The following is a 16,232-nucleotide window of genomic DNA, read 5'->3' on the forward strand; positions in this document are numbered from 1 at the left end:
ATTTAACGCTTCCCCTCACCGCCCCGAGAACTTCCCCCTCCACCGTCCTCCGCCCCGCCCACCGGCCGTGCGTCGACCGGTTCGACTGGCTCGACTGGCTCGGCCGGATCGGCCGGATCGGCCGGATCGGCCGGCCCAGCCGGATCGGCGGGCTCACTCGGCTCAGCCTCCGGGTTCTGCGTGGCTGTCCACGCCGCGCAGAAGACCAGCAGCTTGGCGGTGAAGTTGATCCAGAGGAGGAGGGCGATGGGGGTGCCGAAGGCGCCGTACATGCTCTTGGAGGCGACGCCCTGGAGGTAGCCGCTGAGCAGGAGTTTCAGGAGTTCGAAGCCGATGGCGCCGATGAGGCCGGCGGTCACGACGGCGCGGCGCGGTGGGTGGACGCCGGGCAGTCGGGTCAGGACGTAGACCAGCAGCAGGAAGTCGGCCAGGACGGCGATGCAGAAGCCGGCGGCGGTCAGCAGGGCGCCGCCGGCGCCGCCCCCGCCCAGGCCCACGCTGTGGGCGGCCCGGCCGACGGCGGCGGTGGCGAAGACGGAGCAGGCGACGGAGAGCAGGGCGACGCCGCCGAGACCGATGAGGACGGCGCCGTCGCGGAGCTTGCCGAGGAAGAAGTTGGTGTCGTCGTCCGCCCTCTCCCAGACGGCGCGCAGGCAGTCGCGGAGCGCCTGGATCCAGCCGATGCCGGTGAAGAGCAGGGCGGCACCCGCGATCAGGCCGACGGTTCCGGCGTTGTCGACCAGTGCGCCCAGGTCGAGTTGGCCGGAGATGCCGGGGATCTGGGCGGCGAGCCGGGTCTCCAGGGAGTGGAGTTGGCTCTTGCTGAGGACGGTGGCGCCGATCGCGGCGCCGACGGTGATCAGCGGGAAGAGCGCGACGAAGCTGGTGAAGGTGATCGCGGCGGCCAGCCGGGTCCAGTGCACCCGCTGTATCCGGGTCCAGGCGCGCCACAGGTGAGTGGTCATCAGCCAGGTCACCGCCGGTCCGATCAGCGGCAGCCTGCTCAGCCAGTCCATGGCGTTCCCCTCGTCGCACGTCGTCGGGCCGGGTGATCCGGAACCTTAGCCTCCGCGTACCCCGGAATCCGGTGGGTACGGGTGCCGGGTCCGGTCCGTCGTACGGAGGCGGCCACCCGTTCGGGCGAGACGTGGTCGGGGCGGGCGGTTCGGAGGACTAGTAGGGATGTCACACCGTCTACGGTCGCGGCATGAACGACGCCTGTGGGAGCCCGCGGTCGCTGCTGGTGCTCGGCGGGACCTCCGAGATCGCCCTGGCCACCGCGGAGCGGCTGGCCGCCCGCCGCACCCGGACGATCTGGCTGGCCGGGCGGCCGTCACCGGGGCTGGAGGAGGCGGCGGACCGGCTGCGGACCTACGGCGCGGAGGTGCGGACCGTCGCGTTCGACGCGCTGGAGACGGGCAGTCACCGGGAGACGCTGGAGGCGGTCTTCGCCGAGGGCGAGCTGGACCTGGTGCTGCTGGCGTTCGGTGTGCTCGGGGACCAGCCGCGCGACGAACGCGACGCCCGGCACGCGGTCCGGCTCGCGCAGACCAACTACACCGGCGCCGTCTCCGCCGCCCTCATCTGCGGCCAGGAACTGCGGCTCCAGGGGGGCGGCTCGCTGGTCGTGCTCTCCTCGGCGTCGTCCGAGCGGGCCCGGCGTTCGGACTTCCTCTACGGGTCGAGCAAGGCGGGTCTCGACGCGTTCGCGCAGGGGCTCGGCGACGCGCTGCACGGGTCGGGGGTGCACGTCATGGTGGTGCGGCCGGGCCGGGTGCGGACGCGGATGACGCCGGAGCTGCCGGCGGCGCCGCTGGTGACCACGCCGGAGGAGGTCGCCGAGGCGGTCGAGGAGGGTCTGCGCCGCCGCTCGGAGGTGGTGTGGGTGCCGGGGAAGCTGCGGTATGTGATGGCGGCGCTGCGGCATGTGCCGCGGCGGACGTTCCGGCGGCTGGCGCTGTAGGCGCCGGAACGGGCCGGGAGCGCGGCTGTCCGCCCGCCACGGGCCCGGGGCGGGGGAATGATCACGGCGCCCCGCCGTCGCCGCCGTACGGCCGTTGTACGGCCCGTCAGCAGGACGGGGCCGGCGGTCGCGTGAGGTCCGCCTGGCGGGGGACGGTCGCGGTACGGGGGCCGAAGGGGTATTCGCGTTCCAGGCGCCAGACGGCGTCGGCGCCCTGTTCGTAGAGGGCGAAGCCGCCGATGGTCCAGGTGGCGCGGAAGTCGCGGAGTTCGCGCTGGGCGCGGTCCATCGCGGCGTCGTCGAGGTGGTGGGCGACGGTGACGTGCGGGTGGTACGGGAACTGCAGTTCGCGGGCACAGGGGCCGTCGGCGGCGCGGACGCGGGCCTGGAGGGCGGCGCAGCCCTCCTCGCCCTCGGCGACCTTCACGAAGACGACGGGCGACAGCGGGCGGAAGGTGTCGGTGCCCTCCAGGCGCAGCGGGAAGGGGCGGCAGCCCGCGGCGACCTCGGCGAGGTGCCGCTCCACGGCGGGCAGCGCGTCCCGGTCCACCTCGGTCGGTGGCAGCAGGGTGATGTGGGTGGGGATGCCCTGTGCGGCGGAGTCACCGAAGCCCTCGCGCTGCCTTTGGAGGTAGCTGCCGTAAGGCTCCGGGACCGCGATCGAAACGCCCAGCGTTACGGTCCCCACTGCGTTCTCCCTCCACTGTGTGCGCTGTGCCGACGGCCGCCCCGCAGGGGGCCGCACGACGGGGTGCGCCGCTTCGTCCGAGGCGTCGCACCGTGACCAGTGTGACGCGTGTGGGCACCGCGCGGCGGCGGTGCGGGCCCCGGGCAGGCGGGGCGGAGCGGCCGGCGGGGCCGCTTCGGTGGTCCGTCCGGGGGCCGCCGGGCCGGTGTCCGGCCGGCCCGGCGGGTGCCGGTCAGCGAGCGGCGGGGAGGAATCCCAGCCGGTCATAGGCGGTGGCCAGGGTCTCGGCGGCCACCGCGCGGGCCTTCTCGGCGCCCTTCGCGAGGAGTGCGTCGAGCGTCGCCGGGTCGTCGAGGTAGGCCTGCGTACGGTCCCGGAACGGTGTGACGAAGTCGACCATGACGCCCGCCAGGTCGGTCTTGAGGGCGCCGTACATCTTGCCCTCGTACTCCTTCTCCAGCTCGGGGATGCCGGTGCCGGTGAGGGTGGAGAGGATGGTGAGGAGGTTGGAGACGCCGGGCTTGGCCTCGCGGTCGAAGCGGATGACGGTGTCGGTGTCCGTCACGGCGCTCTTGATCTTCTTCGCGGTGGCCTTCGGGTCGTCGAGCAGGTCGATGATGCCCTTCGGCGAGGACGCCGACTTGCTCATCTTGATCGACGGCTCCTGAAGATCGAAGATCTTCGCGGTCTCCTTGACGATGTACGGGTTGGGGACCGTGAAGGTGTCGCCGAAGCGGGTGTTGAAGCGGTCCGCGAGGTCGCGGGTCAGCTCCAGGTGCTGGCGCTGGTCCTCACCGACCGGGACCTGGTCGGCCTGGTAGAGCAGGATGTCCGCGACCATCAGCACCGGGTAGGTGAACAGACCCACGGTGGTGCGGTCCTGGCCCTGCTTGGCGGACTTGTCCTTGAACTGCGTCATCCGGGACGCCTCACCGAAGCCGGTGACGCAGTTCATCACCCAGCCGAGCTGCGCGTGCTCGGGCACATGGCTCTGCACGAAGAGGGTGCACTTCTCGGGGTCGAGCCCGGCGGCGAGCAGCTGCGCCACGGCGACGCGGGTGTTCTGCCGCAGCGTGGCGGGGTCCTGCGGGACGGTGATCGCGTGCAGGTCGACGACCATGTAGAAGGCGTCGTGGGACTCCTGGAGCGCCACCCACTGGCGGACGGCACCGAGGTAGTTGCCGAGGTGGAACGAGCCTGCGGTGGGCTGGATGCCGGAGAGCACCCGCGGGAGATCGTGAGCCATACCGTCGATTGTCTCAGGTCCGGGAAACTCTCCCGCGCGAGGTCGGCGGCGGGCGGCGGCACCCGGGGCGCGCGGCTCCGGGCGGCGGGCGCGGGGGCGCGCCCCGGGGACCGCGGGGCGCGCCCGGGAGCGCGGCGGCGCGGGGCGCGGAAGGAGCGGGCCCGGCCCGGTGCCGGGGGCGTCCCGCCCCGGGCCCGGCCCGCCCCCGGCGCGTCGCCGGTGCGCCTCAGCGGATGACGTGCGGCAGGAACCGCGCGTACTCGTCCGTGATCGGCCCGGAGGATTCGCGGATGCCCAGACCGGCCGCCTCGTTCTCGACGACCCAGGCGCCGAGGACGGTGCGGTTGCCGTCGAAGTCCGGGAGCGGCGCCAACTGCTGGTAGCAGCAGCGGTCTTCGGGGTCGCGGGGCGCCGCCGGGGCGCCGGGCGGGTGGAGGGTGACGCCCTCGCCCTCGCGGCCCAGCAGCGGCTTGGCGGCGTAGCCGGTCGTGCCGGCCAGTTCGCGGGGGCCGTCGAGGTAGGCGGGGAGGAGGTGGGGGTGGCCCGGGTACAGCTCCCAGAGGATGGCGAGCAGCGCCTTGTTGGAGAGCAGCATCTTCCAGACCGGTTCGATCCAGAGCGTGGTGCCGGTGCCGCCGCCGTTGTCGAGGGTGTCCAGGACGTGCGGGCCGAAGGCGTCGGTGGTCAGCCACTCCCAGGGGTAGAGCTTGAAGCAGGCGCGGATGAAGCGCAGCCGCTGGTCGACGAAGCGGCCGGTCAGGCCGTCCCAGCCGATCTCCTCGACGGGGATCGCGACGGTCTCCAGGCCCGCCTGGCGCGCGGTCTCCTCCAGGTAGGCGACGGTCATCAGGTCCTCGCCCAGCTCGTCCCCGGCGGAGTGCGCGAAGTGCAGCGGGGCGCCGGGCGGCAGCAGCGGGGCCTGGCGTTTCCAGGCGTCGACGAGGCGTTCGTGGAGGGAGTTCCACTGGTCGGCGCCGGGGAAGCGCTCCTCCATCCAGAACCACTGCGGGCTCGCCGCCTCCACCAGCGAGGTCGGCGTGTCGGCGTTGTACTCCAGCATCTTCGCCGGTCCCGTGCCGTCGTAGTGCAGGTCGAACCGGCCGTAGAGGGAGGGGAGTTCGGCGCGGCGGTGCCAGGACTCGCAGATCAGCTCGGCGACGCGCGGGTCGTGGATGCCGAGGTCGGCGAGGCGGCCGTGGGTGACGAGGTGCTCGGCGGCGGCCAGGCACATCGTGTGCAGTTCCTCGACCGTCTCCTCCAGTGCCTCGACCTCGGGCAGCGTGAAGGAGTAGTACGCGCTCTCGTCCCAGTACGGGCGCAGCTCACCGTCCGGGTGGCGGGTGAGCGGGTAGATCAGCCCCTGTGCCTCGACGGTCTGCTGCCAGCCGGGGCGCGGGGTGAGGGTGTGGCGCTCCACGCTGCGTTCACCCGCCGCTGGAGCCGGAGTGGCCGGAGCCGGAGTGGCCGAAGCCGCCGCGGCTGACCGAGCCGCCCTTGCTGAACGAGCCGTCGCCCGCGTAGGAGCCGGACTTGCCGGAACCGCCGTAGTACCACTGGCCCTTGACGGGCTGCTTGCCGGTGCGGCGGTTGCCCGTGCCGTAGTGGGACGAGGTCTCGCTGCCGGAGCGGCAGAACTTGGCGTCGACGACGCGGTAGCCGCGGGCGGCGTCGTAGCTGTTGCGGTCGACGCAGCGCTTGTCGGGCTCCGAGCCACAGGCGGTCAGCGTCGCCGCGAGGACGCCCATACCGCCGAGGATCACCGTGCCCGAGCGCAGCCGCCGGTGTGCTTTTTCGGCCATCTTCCGTCTCCCCCGTGGAGCAGTTGCAGGAACATGCCAACCCTAGACGGTGGTCGCGTCGGGGTCAGGGGGCAGGGCCCGCAGCAGGGCCTCCAGGGCGCCGCCGAAGGCGTGTTCCGGGGGTCTGCCGTACGGGACGACGAGACCGTCGCGGGCGGGCATCGTACGGGCCGCCGGATCGCGGAAAGCGTGCAGGCCGTTCAGCGCCAGGCCCTGCCAACGAGCCGCCTCGATCATGGACTGCTCGGTGCCGGGCGGGAGTTCGAGGACGGCGTGGAGTCCGGCGGCGATGCCGGAGACCTCGATGTGCGGGGCGTGCTCGGCGAGGGCGGCCACGAGGCGGTCGCGGCGCCGACGGTAGCGCTGCCGCGAGCCGCGCACATGACGGTCGTACCCGCCGCCGGTCAGGAACTCCGCGAGGGTGAGCTGGTCGAGGGCGCCGGACTGCCATTCCCCGCCGCTCTTGACCGCGAGGACCGGGTCGACGAGGCGGTCGGGCAGCACCAGCCACGCCAGCCGCAGCGCCGGGGCGAGGCTCTTGCTCGCGGTGCCCAGGTAGACCACCCGGTCAGGGTCGAGGCCCTGGAGCGCGCCGACCGGCTGCCGGTCGTAGCGGAACTCGCCGTCGTAGTCGTCCTCCAGGATCCAGCCGTCGTGCGCCACGGCCCAGTCGAGGGCGGCGGCGCGGCGGTCGGGGTGGAGCGGGACGCCGGTGGGGAACTGGTGCGCCGGGGTGAGCAGCGCCGCCGACACCCCGTCGTACGAGGCGAGTTCGGCGGTGCGGGCGCCGAGGGCGTCGACGGTGAGGGGGACGGTGCGCAGTCCGGCGCGGGCGAGCACGTCGCGGTGGAGGCCGAGGCCGTAGCCCTCGGTGGCGACGGCGGGGGCGGCCGGGCCCCCGGCGACGGCGGTCAGGGCGCGGGCGACGAGGGCGAGGCCCTGCATGAATCCGGCGCAGATCACGATGCGGTCCGGGTCGGCGCGGACGCCGCGGACCCGGGCGAGGTAGTCGGCGAGGACCGCCCGCAGCTCGGGGCGGCCCTGCGGGGTGCCGTAGCCGAGCGCGTCGTTGGGGGCGGCGTTCAGCGCGCGGCGGGCGGCGGCGAGCCAGGCGGCGCGGGGGAAGGCGGAGACGTCCGGGGTGCCCGGGGTGAGGTCGAAGCGGGGCGCCGGGCGGCCGGACGGCGGGGTGCGGCGGGCGGGCGCCGGGCGGGGCGGGGTGCGGTCGGCTATCCGGGTGCCGGAGCCCTGGCGGGCGCTGAGCCAGCCCTCGGCGACGAGGTCCGCGTACGCCTCGGCGACGGTGTTGCGGGCGATGCCGAGGTCGGCGGCGAGGGTGCGGGAGGAGGGCAGGCGGGTGCCGGGGGCGAGCCGTCCGGTGCGGGCCGCCTCGCGCAGCGCCCGTATCAGACCGGCCCGCAGGCCGCCCGGTCCGGCGAGGTCCAGATGGAGGTCGCGGCCGAAGGCGTCCCAGGAAGTGGCCCAGGAATTGTCCATGGAAGTGGACCATACGCGGGTGCCACTGTGGCCGTAGATTCGGTGGCATGACGACGAACGACACCACGAAGCACGCGACCGCGCACACCCCCCGGCTGCGGATGGCGGAGCTGGCCCCCGAGTTCTACAAGTCCATGATCGCGCTGGACGCGGCGTCCCGTAAGGGCATCGACCCGGCCCTGGCCGAGCTGGTCAAGATCCGCGCCTCGCAGCTCAACCACTGCGCGTTCTGCCTGGACATGCACACCAAGGACGCCCGGAAGAACGGCGAGAGCGAGGAGCGGATCTACCTCCTCAGCGCCTGGGAGGAGGCGGCCGGATTCTTCACCGAGAAGGAGCAGGCGGCGCTGGCGCTGACCGAGGCGGTGACCGTCCTGACCGACGGTTTCGTGCCGGACGCGGTCTACGCACGGGCCGCGGCGCACTTCGAGGAGGCCGAGATCGCCCAGCTGATCTCGCTGATCATCACCATCAACGCGTGGAACCGCATCGCGGTGACCACCCGACTGGCCCCGGGCCAGGGGTGAATCCGGTGGCCCCGGCGTTGACGTCCGCCCGTCCGTGCGGAGCCCCGTGCTGACCGGCGCCGCCGCGCTGCGCGCGCTGCACCACGGGCCCGGGCTGCCGCTGGTGCTGCCGGGCCCGTGGGACGCCGCGAGCGCGAAGGTCTTCGCCGACGCCGGGTTCCCCGCGCTCGCCACGCCCAGCGCCGGGGTGGCCGCCGCCCTCGGCTACGCCGACGGCGACGTGCCGCCGGACGAGATGTTCGCCGCGATCGGCCGGATCGTCCGCGCGGTGGACGTCCCCGTCACGGCGGACGTGGAGGACGGATACGGGCTCGGCGCCCGGGAGCTGGTGGCGCGGCTGGCCGAGGCGGGGGCGGTCGGCTGCAACCTGGAGGACGGCGACCGCGCGTCCGGCGGGCTCGTCGACGCGGAGCGCCAGGCCGAGCGGCTGGCGGCGGTCCGCGCCGAGGCGGGCGACGCGCTGGTGCTCAACGCCCGGGTGGACACCTACGTCCGCGGCTCGGGCGGGGTGGCGGAGACGGTGCGGCGCGGGCGGCTCTACGCCGCGGCCGGGGCGGACTGCGTCTACCCGATCGCGGCGCCCCCGGCGGAGCTGGCGGCGCTGACCGAGGGGATCGGGCTGCCGCTCAACGCGCTGGCCGCGCCCGACGGGCCGTCGCCGGCCGAGTGGGGCGCGCTCGGCGCCGCCCGGATCACGTTCGGGCCCTGGCAGCAGCGCCGGGCGATGGCCTCGGCCGCCGCCGAGGCGCGGGAACTGCGGGGCGGGGAATGACCGGGGAATGACGAGGGCGGGGCGGTGGCATCGCTGCCGCCGCCCCGCCCTCGGGTGCCTCACTTCTTCGGCAACCACTGCTTCCAGACGTCCGGGTGCTTCTTCACCCAGCGTTCGGCCGCCTCGTCGGCGGTCAGCCCGTCCGCGGCGATCATCTCGGAGACCTCGTTCTGGTTGTCCTTCGTCCAGTGGAAGGACTTCAGGAACGCCGAGGCGGCGGTGCCGCTCTTCGCGAAGTCGGTGTTGAAGAACTTCTTCAGCGGCGTCGTCGGATAGGCGCAGTCGACGGTCGCCGGGTCCTTCGTGCCCTTCTCCGCGCACGCGTCGGTGTACTTCGGCAGCTTCACCTCGACCATCGGCACCTGGTTGAAGAGCCACTGCGGCTCGTACCAGTACGTCAGGAAGGGCTTCTTCTCCTTGGCGAACTGCTGGATCTGGGTGATCTGCGCCGCCTCGGAGCCGGCGAAGACGACCTGGTAGTCCAGCCCGAGGTTCTTCACCAGCGCCTTGTCGTTGGTGACGTAGGACGGCGAGCCGTCCATCAGCTGGCCCTTGTCGCCGCTCTCCGGGGTGCGGAGCTGCTTGGCGAACGTGTTGAGGTTCTTCCAGTCGGTGACCTCGGGGTGCTTGTCGGCCCAGTACTTGGGGACGAACCACCCGATGTGGCCGGTGACGCCGTTGCCGCCGCCGTCCGTGATCGTCTTCTTGTCCTTGACGTAGCGCTTCTCCTGGTCCGGGTGGCCCCAGTCCTCCAGGATCGCGTCGACGCGGCCCTGGCTGAGCGCGTCCCAGGCGGGGATCTCGTCCACCTGGACGGTGTCGACGTGGTACCCCAGCTCGTGTTCGAGGAGGTACTTGGCGACCGCGACGTTGGACTGCGCGCCGATCCAGGTCTGGACGGAGAGCGTCACCGACTTGGTGCCCTTGGCGGCGGCGAACGGGGACGCCTGCTTGGTCATGTCGGCCTTGCCGCAGCCGGACAGCGCGAGCAGCGCCGCCCCGGCCAGCAGCGAGGCTCCGGCCGTGGTGCCGATCCGTCGGGTACGGGACATGGTCAGGCTCCCTTCGCGGCGCGGCGCTCGGTCGGCTGGGTCACCCGGTCGAGCATCAGGCCCAGGCAGACGATGGCGACACCCGCGACGAGGCCGAGGGCCAGGTCACCGGTGGCGAGGCCGGTCACGACGTCGTAGCCGAGGGCTCCGCCGCCGACCAGGCCGCCGATGATGACGACGGCGAGGACGAGGACCACGCCCTGGTTGACGGCGAGCAGCAGCGCCGGGCGGGCCAGCGGGAGCTGGACCTGGCGCAGGATCTGCCAGCGGGTGGCGCCCAGCGAGGTCGCCGACTCCATCGCCGCCGGGTCGACCTGGCGCAGCCCCTGGGTGGTGATGCGGATGACGGCGGGCAGCGCGTAGACGACGGCCGCGGCGGCAGCCGGGGCGCGGCCCACGGCGAACAGCGCGACGACCGGGATCAGGTAGACGAACTGCGGCATGGTCTGCATGACGTCCAGGACCGGGCGCAAGATCGCCTCCAGGCGCTTGCTGCCGGCCGCGAGGATGCCGGTGCCGACGCCGATGACCAGCGTCACCACGAGCGCGGCGAGCACCTGCGACAGCGTGTTCATCGACGGCTTCCACACGCCCAGCACACCGATCGCGGCCATCGCGAGGACGGCGGTCAGCGCGGTGCGCCAGGTGCCGATCAGCCAGGCCAGCGCGGCGACGATGAGGAGCATGGCGTACCAGGGCAGCGCGGTCAGGCCGTCGCGCAGCGGGTTGAGGACCCAGTTGGTGAAGTGCGCGGCCCAGTCGGCGGTGCCGCCGACGACGGGGACACCGGAGTAGAGGTGGTCGACCATCCACTCCTTGGCGTCGTTGACGGGCCGGGCGACGGCGACGGTCGCGCCGGCCGGCCACACCGTGGAGCCGGCCAGCCGTCCGGCGGCCGCGACCACGGCGGTGCCGACGGCGACGGCCGCCCAGCCGCGCCAACCACGCAGCAGGGCGGGTCCGGCGGCGCCCCCGGCCCCGGCCTTCTCGCCCGCCGCGGCGGTGGTGCGGTCCATGACGATGGCGAGCAGCACGATCGGGAGGGCAGCGGCGAGGGCCGCACCGACGTCGACGGAGGCGAGGGCCTGGTAGACGCGGTCGCCGAGACCGGCGGCGCCGATCATCGAGGCGATCACGGCCATCGACAGCGCCATCATGATCGTCTGGTTGAGGCCGAGCAGCAGTTCCTTGCGGGCCAGCGGCAGCCGGGCGGTCAGCAGCCGCTGCCGTCCGGTGGCGCCGAGCGAGGTGACGGCCTCCAGGACACCGGCGTCCGCGCCGCGCAGCCCGAGGGCGGTGAGCCGGGCCATCGGCGGCGCCGCGTAGACGACGGTGGCCAGCAGCGCGGCGGGCACACCGATGCCGAAGACCAGCACGACCGGCAGCAGGTAGGCGAAGGCCGGCAGCACCTGCATGGTGTCCAGGACCGGGCGCAGCAGCCGGAACATCCGGTCCGACAGCCCGCCCGCCAGGCCCAGGAGCGCGCCGACGACGACCGACGCGATGACCGCGACGATCATCAGCGCCAGCGTCTGCATCGTCGGCACCCACATCCCCAGCACGCCGCTGACCAGGAAGGACAGCAGGGCGGTGGCGGCGATGCGCCAGCCGGCGACGCGCCAGGCGACGAGGGTGACGCCGGCGGTCACGCCCGTCCAGCCCAGCGCGAGCAGCACCAGGTAGACACCGCGGACGGAGAGGACCACGGCGTTGGAGAGGTGGCCGAGGAAGTAGACGAACAGCGGGTGGCTGTCGCGGTTGTCGATGATCCAGTCGCTGGCGCTGCCGAGCGGCTTGGACAGGTCGACGGTGAGCGCCTCGGGCCACACCCCGCCGGACCACTTGGCGTGCAGCAGCGGGACGAGGACCGCGGCGACGACGGCGAGCAGCACCAGCTTGGCCAGGCCCCGGCGGCGCAGCAGGGCGCGCAGCGGACCGGCGGACGGGGCGTCGGGCACGGTGGTGACGGTGGCGGCACTCATGCGCGGCCCCGTTTCACGGTGCCGGTGGACACGTTCATGGCGGCGGCGCGCTGCGCCTCGCGCCAGCGCCGCCGCAGCGCGGCACGCAGCCGCGGCAGCACCGGGGTGTGGGGGACGCGGGCGCCGCGCAGGGCGGCGCCGTGGGGGGTGGCGGGGTACATCAGGCGGCCACCTCGGTGCGGGTGCCGTCCACCCGGGCGACGACGTTCAGCAGGCAGGCGTGGTCGACGATGCCCAGGCAGCGGCCGTTCTCGGCGACGCGGACGGCGCCGCCGGAGCGGGCCACCGCCTCGATGGCGTCGGAGATGAGGGTGGTCGGCGCCAGCGCCGGCCCCTGGTCGGCCTCGTCGCCCTCGGCCGGGCGCATGGCGCGGCGGACGGTGAGGACCTGCTCGCGCGGCACGTCGCGGACGAAGTCGCGGACGTAGTCGTCGGCCGGGGAGCCGACGATCTCCTCGGGCGTGCCGAGCTGGACGATCTCGCCGTCGCGCATCAGGGCGATGCGGTCGCCGACGGTCAGCGCCTCGGCGAGGTCGTGGGTGATGAAGACCATCGTCCGGCCCTCCTCGCGGTGCAGGCGGACGACTTCCTCCTGCATGTCGCGGCGGATGAGCGGGTCGAGGGCGCTGAACGGCTCGTCGAACAGCAGGATCTCGGGGTCGACGGCGAGGGCGCGGGCCAGGCCGACGCGCTGCTGCTGGCCGCCGGAGAGCTGACCGGGGCGGCGCTTCTCCAGCCCGGCGAGGCCGACCTTCTCCACCATCTCGGCGGCCCGCTCGCGGCGTTCGGCCTTGCCGACGCCCTGGATCTCCAGGCCGTAGGCGACGTTGTCGAGGACGGTGCGGTGCGGCAGCAGACCGAAGTGCTGGAAGACCATGGCGGCGCGGCGGCGACGCAGGTCACGCAGGGTGGTGCGGTCCATGCCGAGGACGTCCTCGCCGTCCATCTCCAGGGTGCCGCCGGTCGGCTCGATGAGCCGGGTCAGACAGCGGACGAGGGTGGACTTGCCGGAGCCCGAGAGGCCCATGACGACGAAGACCTCGCCCTTGTGGACGTCGAAGGAGACGTCACGGACGGCGGGCGTGCAGCCGGTGCGCTCGCGCACCTCGGCGACGCTCAGGCCGGTGAGGGTGGCGTCGTCGGGGATGCGGTCGGCCTTGGGGCCGAAGACCTTCCAGAGGTTGCGGGCGGAGAAGACGACGTCACGGCCATCGGTGTTCTCCGCGCTCGTGGCGGGGGCGGGGACGGCCGGGGACCCGACCCCGGTGTCCGTCCCGTCGGTGGCTATGCCGGAGGCGTCGGCGGTGGTGGCAGCCATCAGGCATCACCTCCCTGGGCCGGGGCTTCCCTGAGCAGTTCGGCGGCCTTCTCCCCCACCATCAGGACGCCGATCATCGGGTTGACCGCGGGCATCGTCGGGAAGACGGAGGCGTCGGCGATCCGGACGTGCGACAGGCCGCGGATCTTCAACTCCGGGTCGACGACGGCGAGTTCGTCGTCCTTGGCGCCCATCTTGCAGGTGCCGGCGGGGTGGTAGACGGTGTGCGCGGCCTTGCGGACCAGCTCGCTGATCTCCGCGTCGTCGGTGACCTCGGGGCCGGGGAAGACCTCGCGCTTGAGCCACTTCTTGAACGGCTCGGCCTCGGCGACCTTCCGGGCCAGCTTGACGCCGTCGACCAGCGTCCTGCCGTCGTAGTCCTCGTCGTCCTCGAAGTACTTGAAGTCGAGGGCGGGCTTGGCCTCGGGGTCCGCGGAGGTGAGGTAGAGGCGGCCGCGGGCACGGGACTTGGGGATGTTCGGGGTCATCGAGACGCCGTGCTCGGGGCGCTCGTAGCCCAGTCGCTCCGGGTTGTCCGTGAACGGGATCTGGTAGAAGTGGAACATCAGGTCGGGCCCCTTGTGGTCGGGGTCCCGCTTGATGAACAGGCCCGCGTCGGAGTCCATCGCGGAGTTGCCGGGCAGCGGCCCGTTGGTCTCCCAGACGATGACCGACTCGGGGTGGTCGATGAGGTTCTCGCCGACGCCCGGCAGGTCCAGGACGCAGTCGATGCCCAGCGCCTCCAGGTCCTTCTTCGGGCCGATGCCGGAGAGCATCAGCAGCCGCGGGGTGTCCACCGCGCCGGCGCAGAGCAGCACCTCGCGCCCGGCCTCGACGAACAGCTCCTCGCCGTCCTTCGTACGGGCGTGGACGCCGGTGGCGCGGGTACCGTCCAGCTCCAGCTTGTCGACCCAGGTCTCCAGCAGCAGCGTGAGGTTGGGGCGGTCCCCGGCCTCCATGTGCGGGTGGAGGTAGGCGACGGAGGCGGAGGAGCGCTTGTTGTTCTCCGGGTGGTACGAGAGGTCGAAGAAGCCGACGCCTTCGTCGAAGGGCTGGTCGTTGAAGCCGACGACCTCGGGCACGTCCAGCGCGGTCTTGACGGCCTCGACCCAGTCGGTGGCGATGGCGTTCTGGTCCTTCTTGGCGACCCGCACGATGTTGTTGCGGAGCTTGCCGAAGTAGGGGTCCATCTTCGCGGCGCCCCAGCCGGCGGCGCCCGCGGCCTCCCACTCGTCCCAGTCGGACGGCAGCGGCTTGAAGGAGATCAGCGTGTTGTGCGAGGAGCAGCCGCCGAGGACCTTGGCGCGGCTGTGCAGGATGTGGGAGTTGCCGCGCGGCTGCTCGGTGGTGGTGTAGCCGTAGTCGAGGTCACCGCCGAGCAGGCCGAGCCAGCGGCGCAGCGTCAGCACGTCCTCGCGGTCGATGTCGGTCGGGCCGCCTTCGATGACGACGACGCTGACGTCCGGGTCCTCGGTCAGGCGGGAGGCGATCACCGATCCCGCGGTACCGCCGCCGACGATGACGTAGTCGGCCTTGACGGTGCGGGCTGCGGGGGAAGACGGGGGCATGCGGGTACTCCTTCGTGCACAGTGCCTGAGCTGCTGCGTGGGGGTGCGGTGCCGCGGAGGGGCGGGCGGCGACGCGGGCCGGGGCGGCCCCGGGCGGCCGGGGCCGGGCCCCGGCGGGGCGGCGGGCGGCCGTCAGGGACGCCGCCCGCCGTGCGGCCTGGTCAGCCGCCGAACCAGCGGACCGGCTCGGGCCGGAGGTTCTCGTAGATGTGCTTGGACTCGCGGTACTCGTCCAGACCGGACGGGCCCAGCTCACGGCCGATGCCGGACTTGCCGAAACCGCCCCACTCCGCCTGCGGGAGGTAGGGGTGGTAGTCGTTGATCCACACGGTGCCGTGGCGCAGCCGGGCGGCGACGCGGCGGGCGCGGGCGGAGTTGCCGGAGAAGACCGCGCCGGCCAGGCCGTACTCGGTGTCGTTGGCGAGCGCGACGGCCTCGTCCTCGGTGGTGAAGGTCTCGACGCTGAGGATCGGCCCGAAGGTCTCCTCGCGGACCACCTTCATCTCCCGGTGGCAGCCGTCGAGGACGGTCGGGGAGTAGAAGTAGCCGCTCGCCGGGCGGATGTCGCTGGGCTCGGGGCGGGCGCCGCCGGTGCGCAGCTGGGCGCCCTCGGCGAGCGCGGAGGCGACGTACGCCTCGACCTTGTCGAGCTGCTGCTGGGAGACGAGCGGGCCGCACTCCACACCGTCCTCGGTGCCGCGGCCGAGCTTGATCTTCTCGGCGCGGCGGGCCAGCTCGGCGACGAAGCGGTCCTTGACCGACTCCTCGATGATCAGCCGGGCGCCGGCCGAACAGACCTGGCCGCTGTGGATGAACGCGGCGTTCAGCGCCTGGTCGACGGCGGTGTCGAAGCCCTCCTCGGTGGCGCAGGCGTCGGCGAAGACCACGTTGGGGTTCTTGCCGCCCAGCTCCAGGGCGATCTTCTTGGCGCCGGAGACCGCGGCGGCGCCCGCCTTGGTGCCGCTGACCAGCCCGCCGGTGAAGGAGAAGAGGTCGACGTCCGGGTGGTCGGCGAGGCGCTGGCCGACCGGCACCCCGGCGCCGGTGACGATGTTGGCGACGCCGTTCGGCAGACCGGCCTCGGCCAGCAGCTTCACCAGGTACACCGTCGACAGCGGGGTGACCTCGCTGGGCTTGATGACGAAGGTGTTGCCGGCGGCGAGCGCCGGGGCGACCTTCCAGCTGGCCTGGAGCAGCGGGTAGTTCCACGGCGTGATCAGCGCGCAGACGCCGACCGGCTCGTGGACGACGACGCTGTGCACATCGGCGGAGCCGGCGTCGACGACGCGGCCGCCGCTCTCGTTCATGACGGTGTCGGCGAAGTAGCGGAAGGCGTTGGTGACGTCGTCGACGTCGACCCGGCCCTCCTCCAGCGTCTTGCCGGTGTCGCGGCTCTCGATGAGCGCGATCTCCTCGCGGTCCCGCTGGAGCAGGTCGGCGACGCGGCGCAGCAGCGCGGCACGCTCGGCGACCGGGGTGGCGGACCAGCGGCCGTCGTCGAAGGCGCGGCGGGCCGCGGCCACCGCCGCGTCGGTGTCCTCCGCATCGCCCTCGGCCACCAGCTGGATCACCGTGGCGTCGGCGGGATCGAGGACCTCCCGCGTGGCGCCGGATGCGGCGGCGCGCCACACCCCGTCTACGTGAATGGTCTCGCTTGCCGACACGCTGTTCTGCCTTCCGTCACCGATTTCTTCCACTGGTTCACACCAGCAACGGGGACCCCTCCCCGAAACCTCTACAGCTATGCCCAACCATTCGGGGAAAGTGGCCCGAGTCACTCAATGTGCGGCCGAATGTCCTCATACGTACCCTGAATAGCC

General features: G+C 73.1%; 15 protein-coding genes. 3 read left to right on the forward strand and 12 right to left on the reverse strand.

What is annotated here, in order from left to right; translation table 11 throughout:
* Window positions 1–2: 2 nt before the first annotated feature.
* On the reverse strand, window positions 3–1,016 hold the full coding sequence (locus ACF1BH_RS02955) for a YihY/virulence factor BrkB family protein (protein ID WP_391640607.1): 1,014 nt from the start codon (window positions 1,014–1,016) through the stop codon (window positions 3–5).
* Between the two features lie 191 nt (window positions 1,017–1,207).
* On the opposite strand from ACF1BH_RS02955, the gene ACF1BH_RS02960 reads away from it, so the two are divergent.
* Entirely contained in the window at window positions 1,208–1,963 is a 756-nt protein-coding gene (locus ACF1BH_RS02960; protein WP_391640608.1) for a decaprenylphospho-beta-D-erythro-pentofuranosid-2-ulose 2-reductase, read from the forward strand.
* A 106-nt stretch (window positions 1,964–2,069) separates the two neighbouring features.
* Here the strand turns inward: ACF1BH_RS02960 and ACF1BH_RS02965 are convergent, their stop codons facing one another.
* The 5 genes from ACF1BH_RS02965 to ACF1BH_RS02985 form a co-directional block, all read right to left on the reverse strand.
* Complete coding sequence (locus ACF1BH_RS02965) at window positions 2,070–2,651, reverse strand: 2'-5' RNA ligase family protein (RefSeq protein ID WP_391640609.1); 582 nt, start codon at window positions 2,649–2,651, stop codon at window positions 2,070–2,072.
* 232 nt (window positions 2,652–2,883) lie between these two features.
* Window positions 2,884–3,897 carry a tryptophan--tRNA ligase gene (gene trpS / locus ACF1BH_RS02970; RefSeq protein WP_391640610.1) on the reverse strand — a complete coding sequence of 338 codons (1,014 nt, stop codon included), beginning with the start codon at window positions 3,895–3,897 and terminating at the stop codon, window positions 2,884–2,886.
* Between the two features lie 226 nt (window positions 3,898–4,123).
* Window positions 4,124–5,314 (reverse strand): glutathionylspermidine synthase family protein, encoded by a 1,191-nt coding sequence (locus ACF1BH_RS02975; RefSeq protein WP_391640611.1) that lies wholly within the window; start codon window positions 5,312–5,314, stop codon window positions 4,124–4,126.
* A gap of 7 nt (window positions 5,315–5,321) precedes the next feature.
* Window positions 5,322–5,696, reverse strand: coding sequence for a hypothetical protein (locus tag ACF1BH_RS02980; protein ID WP_391640612.1), 375 nt, complete (start codon window positions 5,694–5,696; stop codon window positions 5,322–5,324).
* Between the two features lie 42 nt (window positions 5,697–5,738).
* On the reverse strand, window positions 5,739–7,193 hold the full coding sequence (locus ACF1BH_RS02985; protein WP_391640613.1) for a PLP-dependent aminotransferase family protein: 1,455 nt from the start codon (window positions 7,191–7,193) through the stop codon (window positions 5,739–5,741).
* A 47-nt stretch (window positions 7,194–7,240) separates the two neighbouring features.
* Between ACF1BH_RS02985 and ACF1BH_RS02990 the strand changes: the two genes are divergently transcribed.
* Together ACF1BH_RS02990 and ACF1BH_RS02995 are read left to right on the forward strand one after the other, a co-directional pair.
* Complete coding sequence (locus ACF1BH_RS02990; RefSeq protein WP_391640614.1) at window positions 7,241–7,720, forward strand: carboxymuconolactone decarboxylase family protein; 480 nt, start codon at window positions 7,241–7,243, stop codon at window positions 7,718–7,720.
* A gap of 46 nt (window positions 7,721–7,766) precedes the next feature.
* A complete protein-coding gene (locus ACF1BH_RS02995; RefSeq protein WP_391640615.1) occupies window positions 7,767–8,492 on the forward strand; it encodes an isocitrate lyase/phosphoenolpyruvate mutase family protein in 726 nt (241 codons plus the stop codon).
* 59 nt (window positions 8,493–8,551) lie between these two features.
* Here ACF1BH_RS02995 and ACF1BH_RS03000 read toward each other — a convergent pair whose 3' ends face one another.
* The 6 genes from ACF1BH_RS03000 to ACF1BH_RS03025 all read right to left on the reverse strand — a co-directional run bounded on the left by ACF1BH_RS03000 (window position 8,552) and on the right by ACF1BH_RS03025 (window position 16,076).
* The gene (locus ACF1BH_RS03000; protein ID WP_391640616.1) at window positions 8,552–9,544 is read right to left on the reverse strand and encodes an ABC transporter substrate-binding protein; all 993 of its coding nucleotides are present in this window, start codon (window positions 9,542–9,544) and stop codon (window positions 8,552–8,554) included.
* 2 nt (window positions 9,545–9,546) lie between these two features.
* A complete protein-coding gene (locus ACF1BH_RS03005) occupies window positions 9,547–11,526 on the reverse strand; it encodes an ABC transporter permease (RefSeq protein WP_391640617.1) in 1,980 nt (659 codons plus the stop codon).
* The gene (locus tag ACF1BH_RS03010; protein ID WP_391640618.1) at window positions 11,523–11,687 is read right to left on the reverse strand and encodes a hypothetical protein; all 165 of its coding nucleotides are present in this window, start codon (window positions 11,685–11,687) and stop codon (window positions 11,523–11,525) included. The genes ACF1BH_RS03005 and ACF1BH_RS03010 overlap by 4 nt, the downstream gene beginning before the upstream one ends.
* Window positions 11,687–12,844, reverse strand: a complete 1,158-nt coding sequence (locus ACF1BH_RS03015) for a glycine betaine/L-proline ABC transporter ATP-binding protein (protein ID WP_391640619.1) — start codon at window positions 12,842–12,844, stop codon at window positions 11,687–11,689. Before ACF1BH_RS03015 ends, ACF1BH_RS03010 begins: the two co-directional genes overlap by 1 nt.
* Complete coding sequence (locus tag ACF1BH_RS03020; RefSeq protein WP_391640620.1) at window positions 12,844–14,412, reverse strand: GMC family oxidoreductase; 1,569 nt, start codon at window positions 14,410–14,412, stop codon at window positions 12,844–12,846. Before ACF1BH_RS03020 ends, ACF1BH_RS03015 begins: the two co-directional genes overlap by 1 nt.
* A 161-nt stretch (window positions 14,413–14,573) precedes the next feature.
* Window positions 14,574–16,076 (reverse strand): aldehyde dehydrogenase family protein, encoded by a 1,503-nt coding sequence (locus ACF1BH_RS03025; RefSeq protein ID WP_391640621.1) that lies wholly within the window; start codon window positions 16,074–16,076, stop codon window positions 14,574–14,576.
* Window positions 16,077–16,232: the final 156 nt, after the last annotated feature.

It is taken from the genome of Streptomyces sp. NPDC014733, assembly GCF_043083385.1.
Taxonomy (GTDB): domain Bacteria; phylum Actinomycetota; class Actinomycetes; order Streptomycetales; family Streptomycetaceae; genus Streptomyces.

Coding starts and splice junctions, on each gene's coding strand:
- ACF1BH_RS02960 (WP_391640608.1), top strand. CDS start 1,208: ATGAACGACGCCTGTGGGAGCCCGCGGTCGCTGCTGGTGCTCGGCGGG.
- ACF1BH_RS03015 (WP_391640619.1), bottom strand. CDS start 12,844: ATGGCTGCCACCACCGCCGACGCCTCCGGCATAGCCACCGACGGGACG.
- ACF1BH_RS02985 (WP_391640613.1), bottom strand. CDS start 7,193: ATGGACAATTCCTGGGCCACTTCCTGGGACGCCTTCGGCCGCGACCTC.
- ACF1BH_RS02955 (WP_391640607.1), bottom strand. CDS start 1,016: ATGGACTGGCTGAGCAGGCTGCCGCTGATCGGACCGGCGGTGACCTGG.
- ACF1BH_RS03005 (WP_391640617.1), bottom strand. CDS start 11,526: ATGAGTGCCGCCACCGTCACCACCGTGCCCGACGCCCCGTCCGCCGGT.
- ACF1BH_RS02980 (WP_391640612.1), bottom strand. CDS start 5,696: ATGGCCGAAAAAGCACACCGGCGGCTGCGCTCGGGCACGGTGATCCTC.
- trpS (WP_391640610.1), bottom strand. CDS start 3,897: ATGGCTCACGATCTCCCGCGGGTGCTCTCCGGCATCCAGCCCACCGCA.
- ACF1BH_RS02990 (WP_391640614.1), top strand. CDS start 7,241: ATGACGACGAACGACACCACGAAGCACGCGACCGCGCACACCCCCCGG.
- ACF1BH_RS03000 (WP_391640616.1), bottom strand. CDS start 9,544: ATGTCCCGTACCCGACGGATCGGCACCACGGCCGGAGCCTCGCTGCTG.
- ACF1BH_RS03020 (WP_391640620.1), bottom strand. CDS start 14,412: ATGCCCCCGTCTTCCCCCGCAGCCCGCACCGTCAAGGCCGACTACGTC.
- ACF1BH_RS03010 (WP_391640618.1), bottom strand. CDS start 11,687: ATGTACCCCGCCACCCCCCACGGCGCCGCCCTGCGCGGCGCCCGCGTC.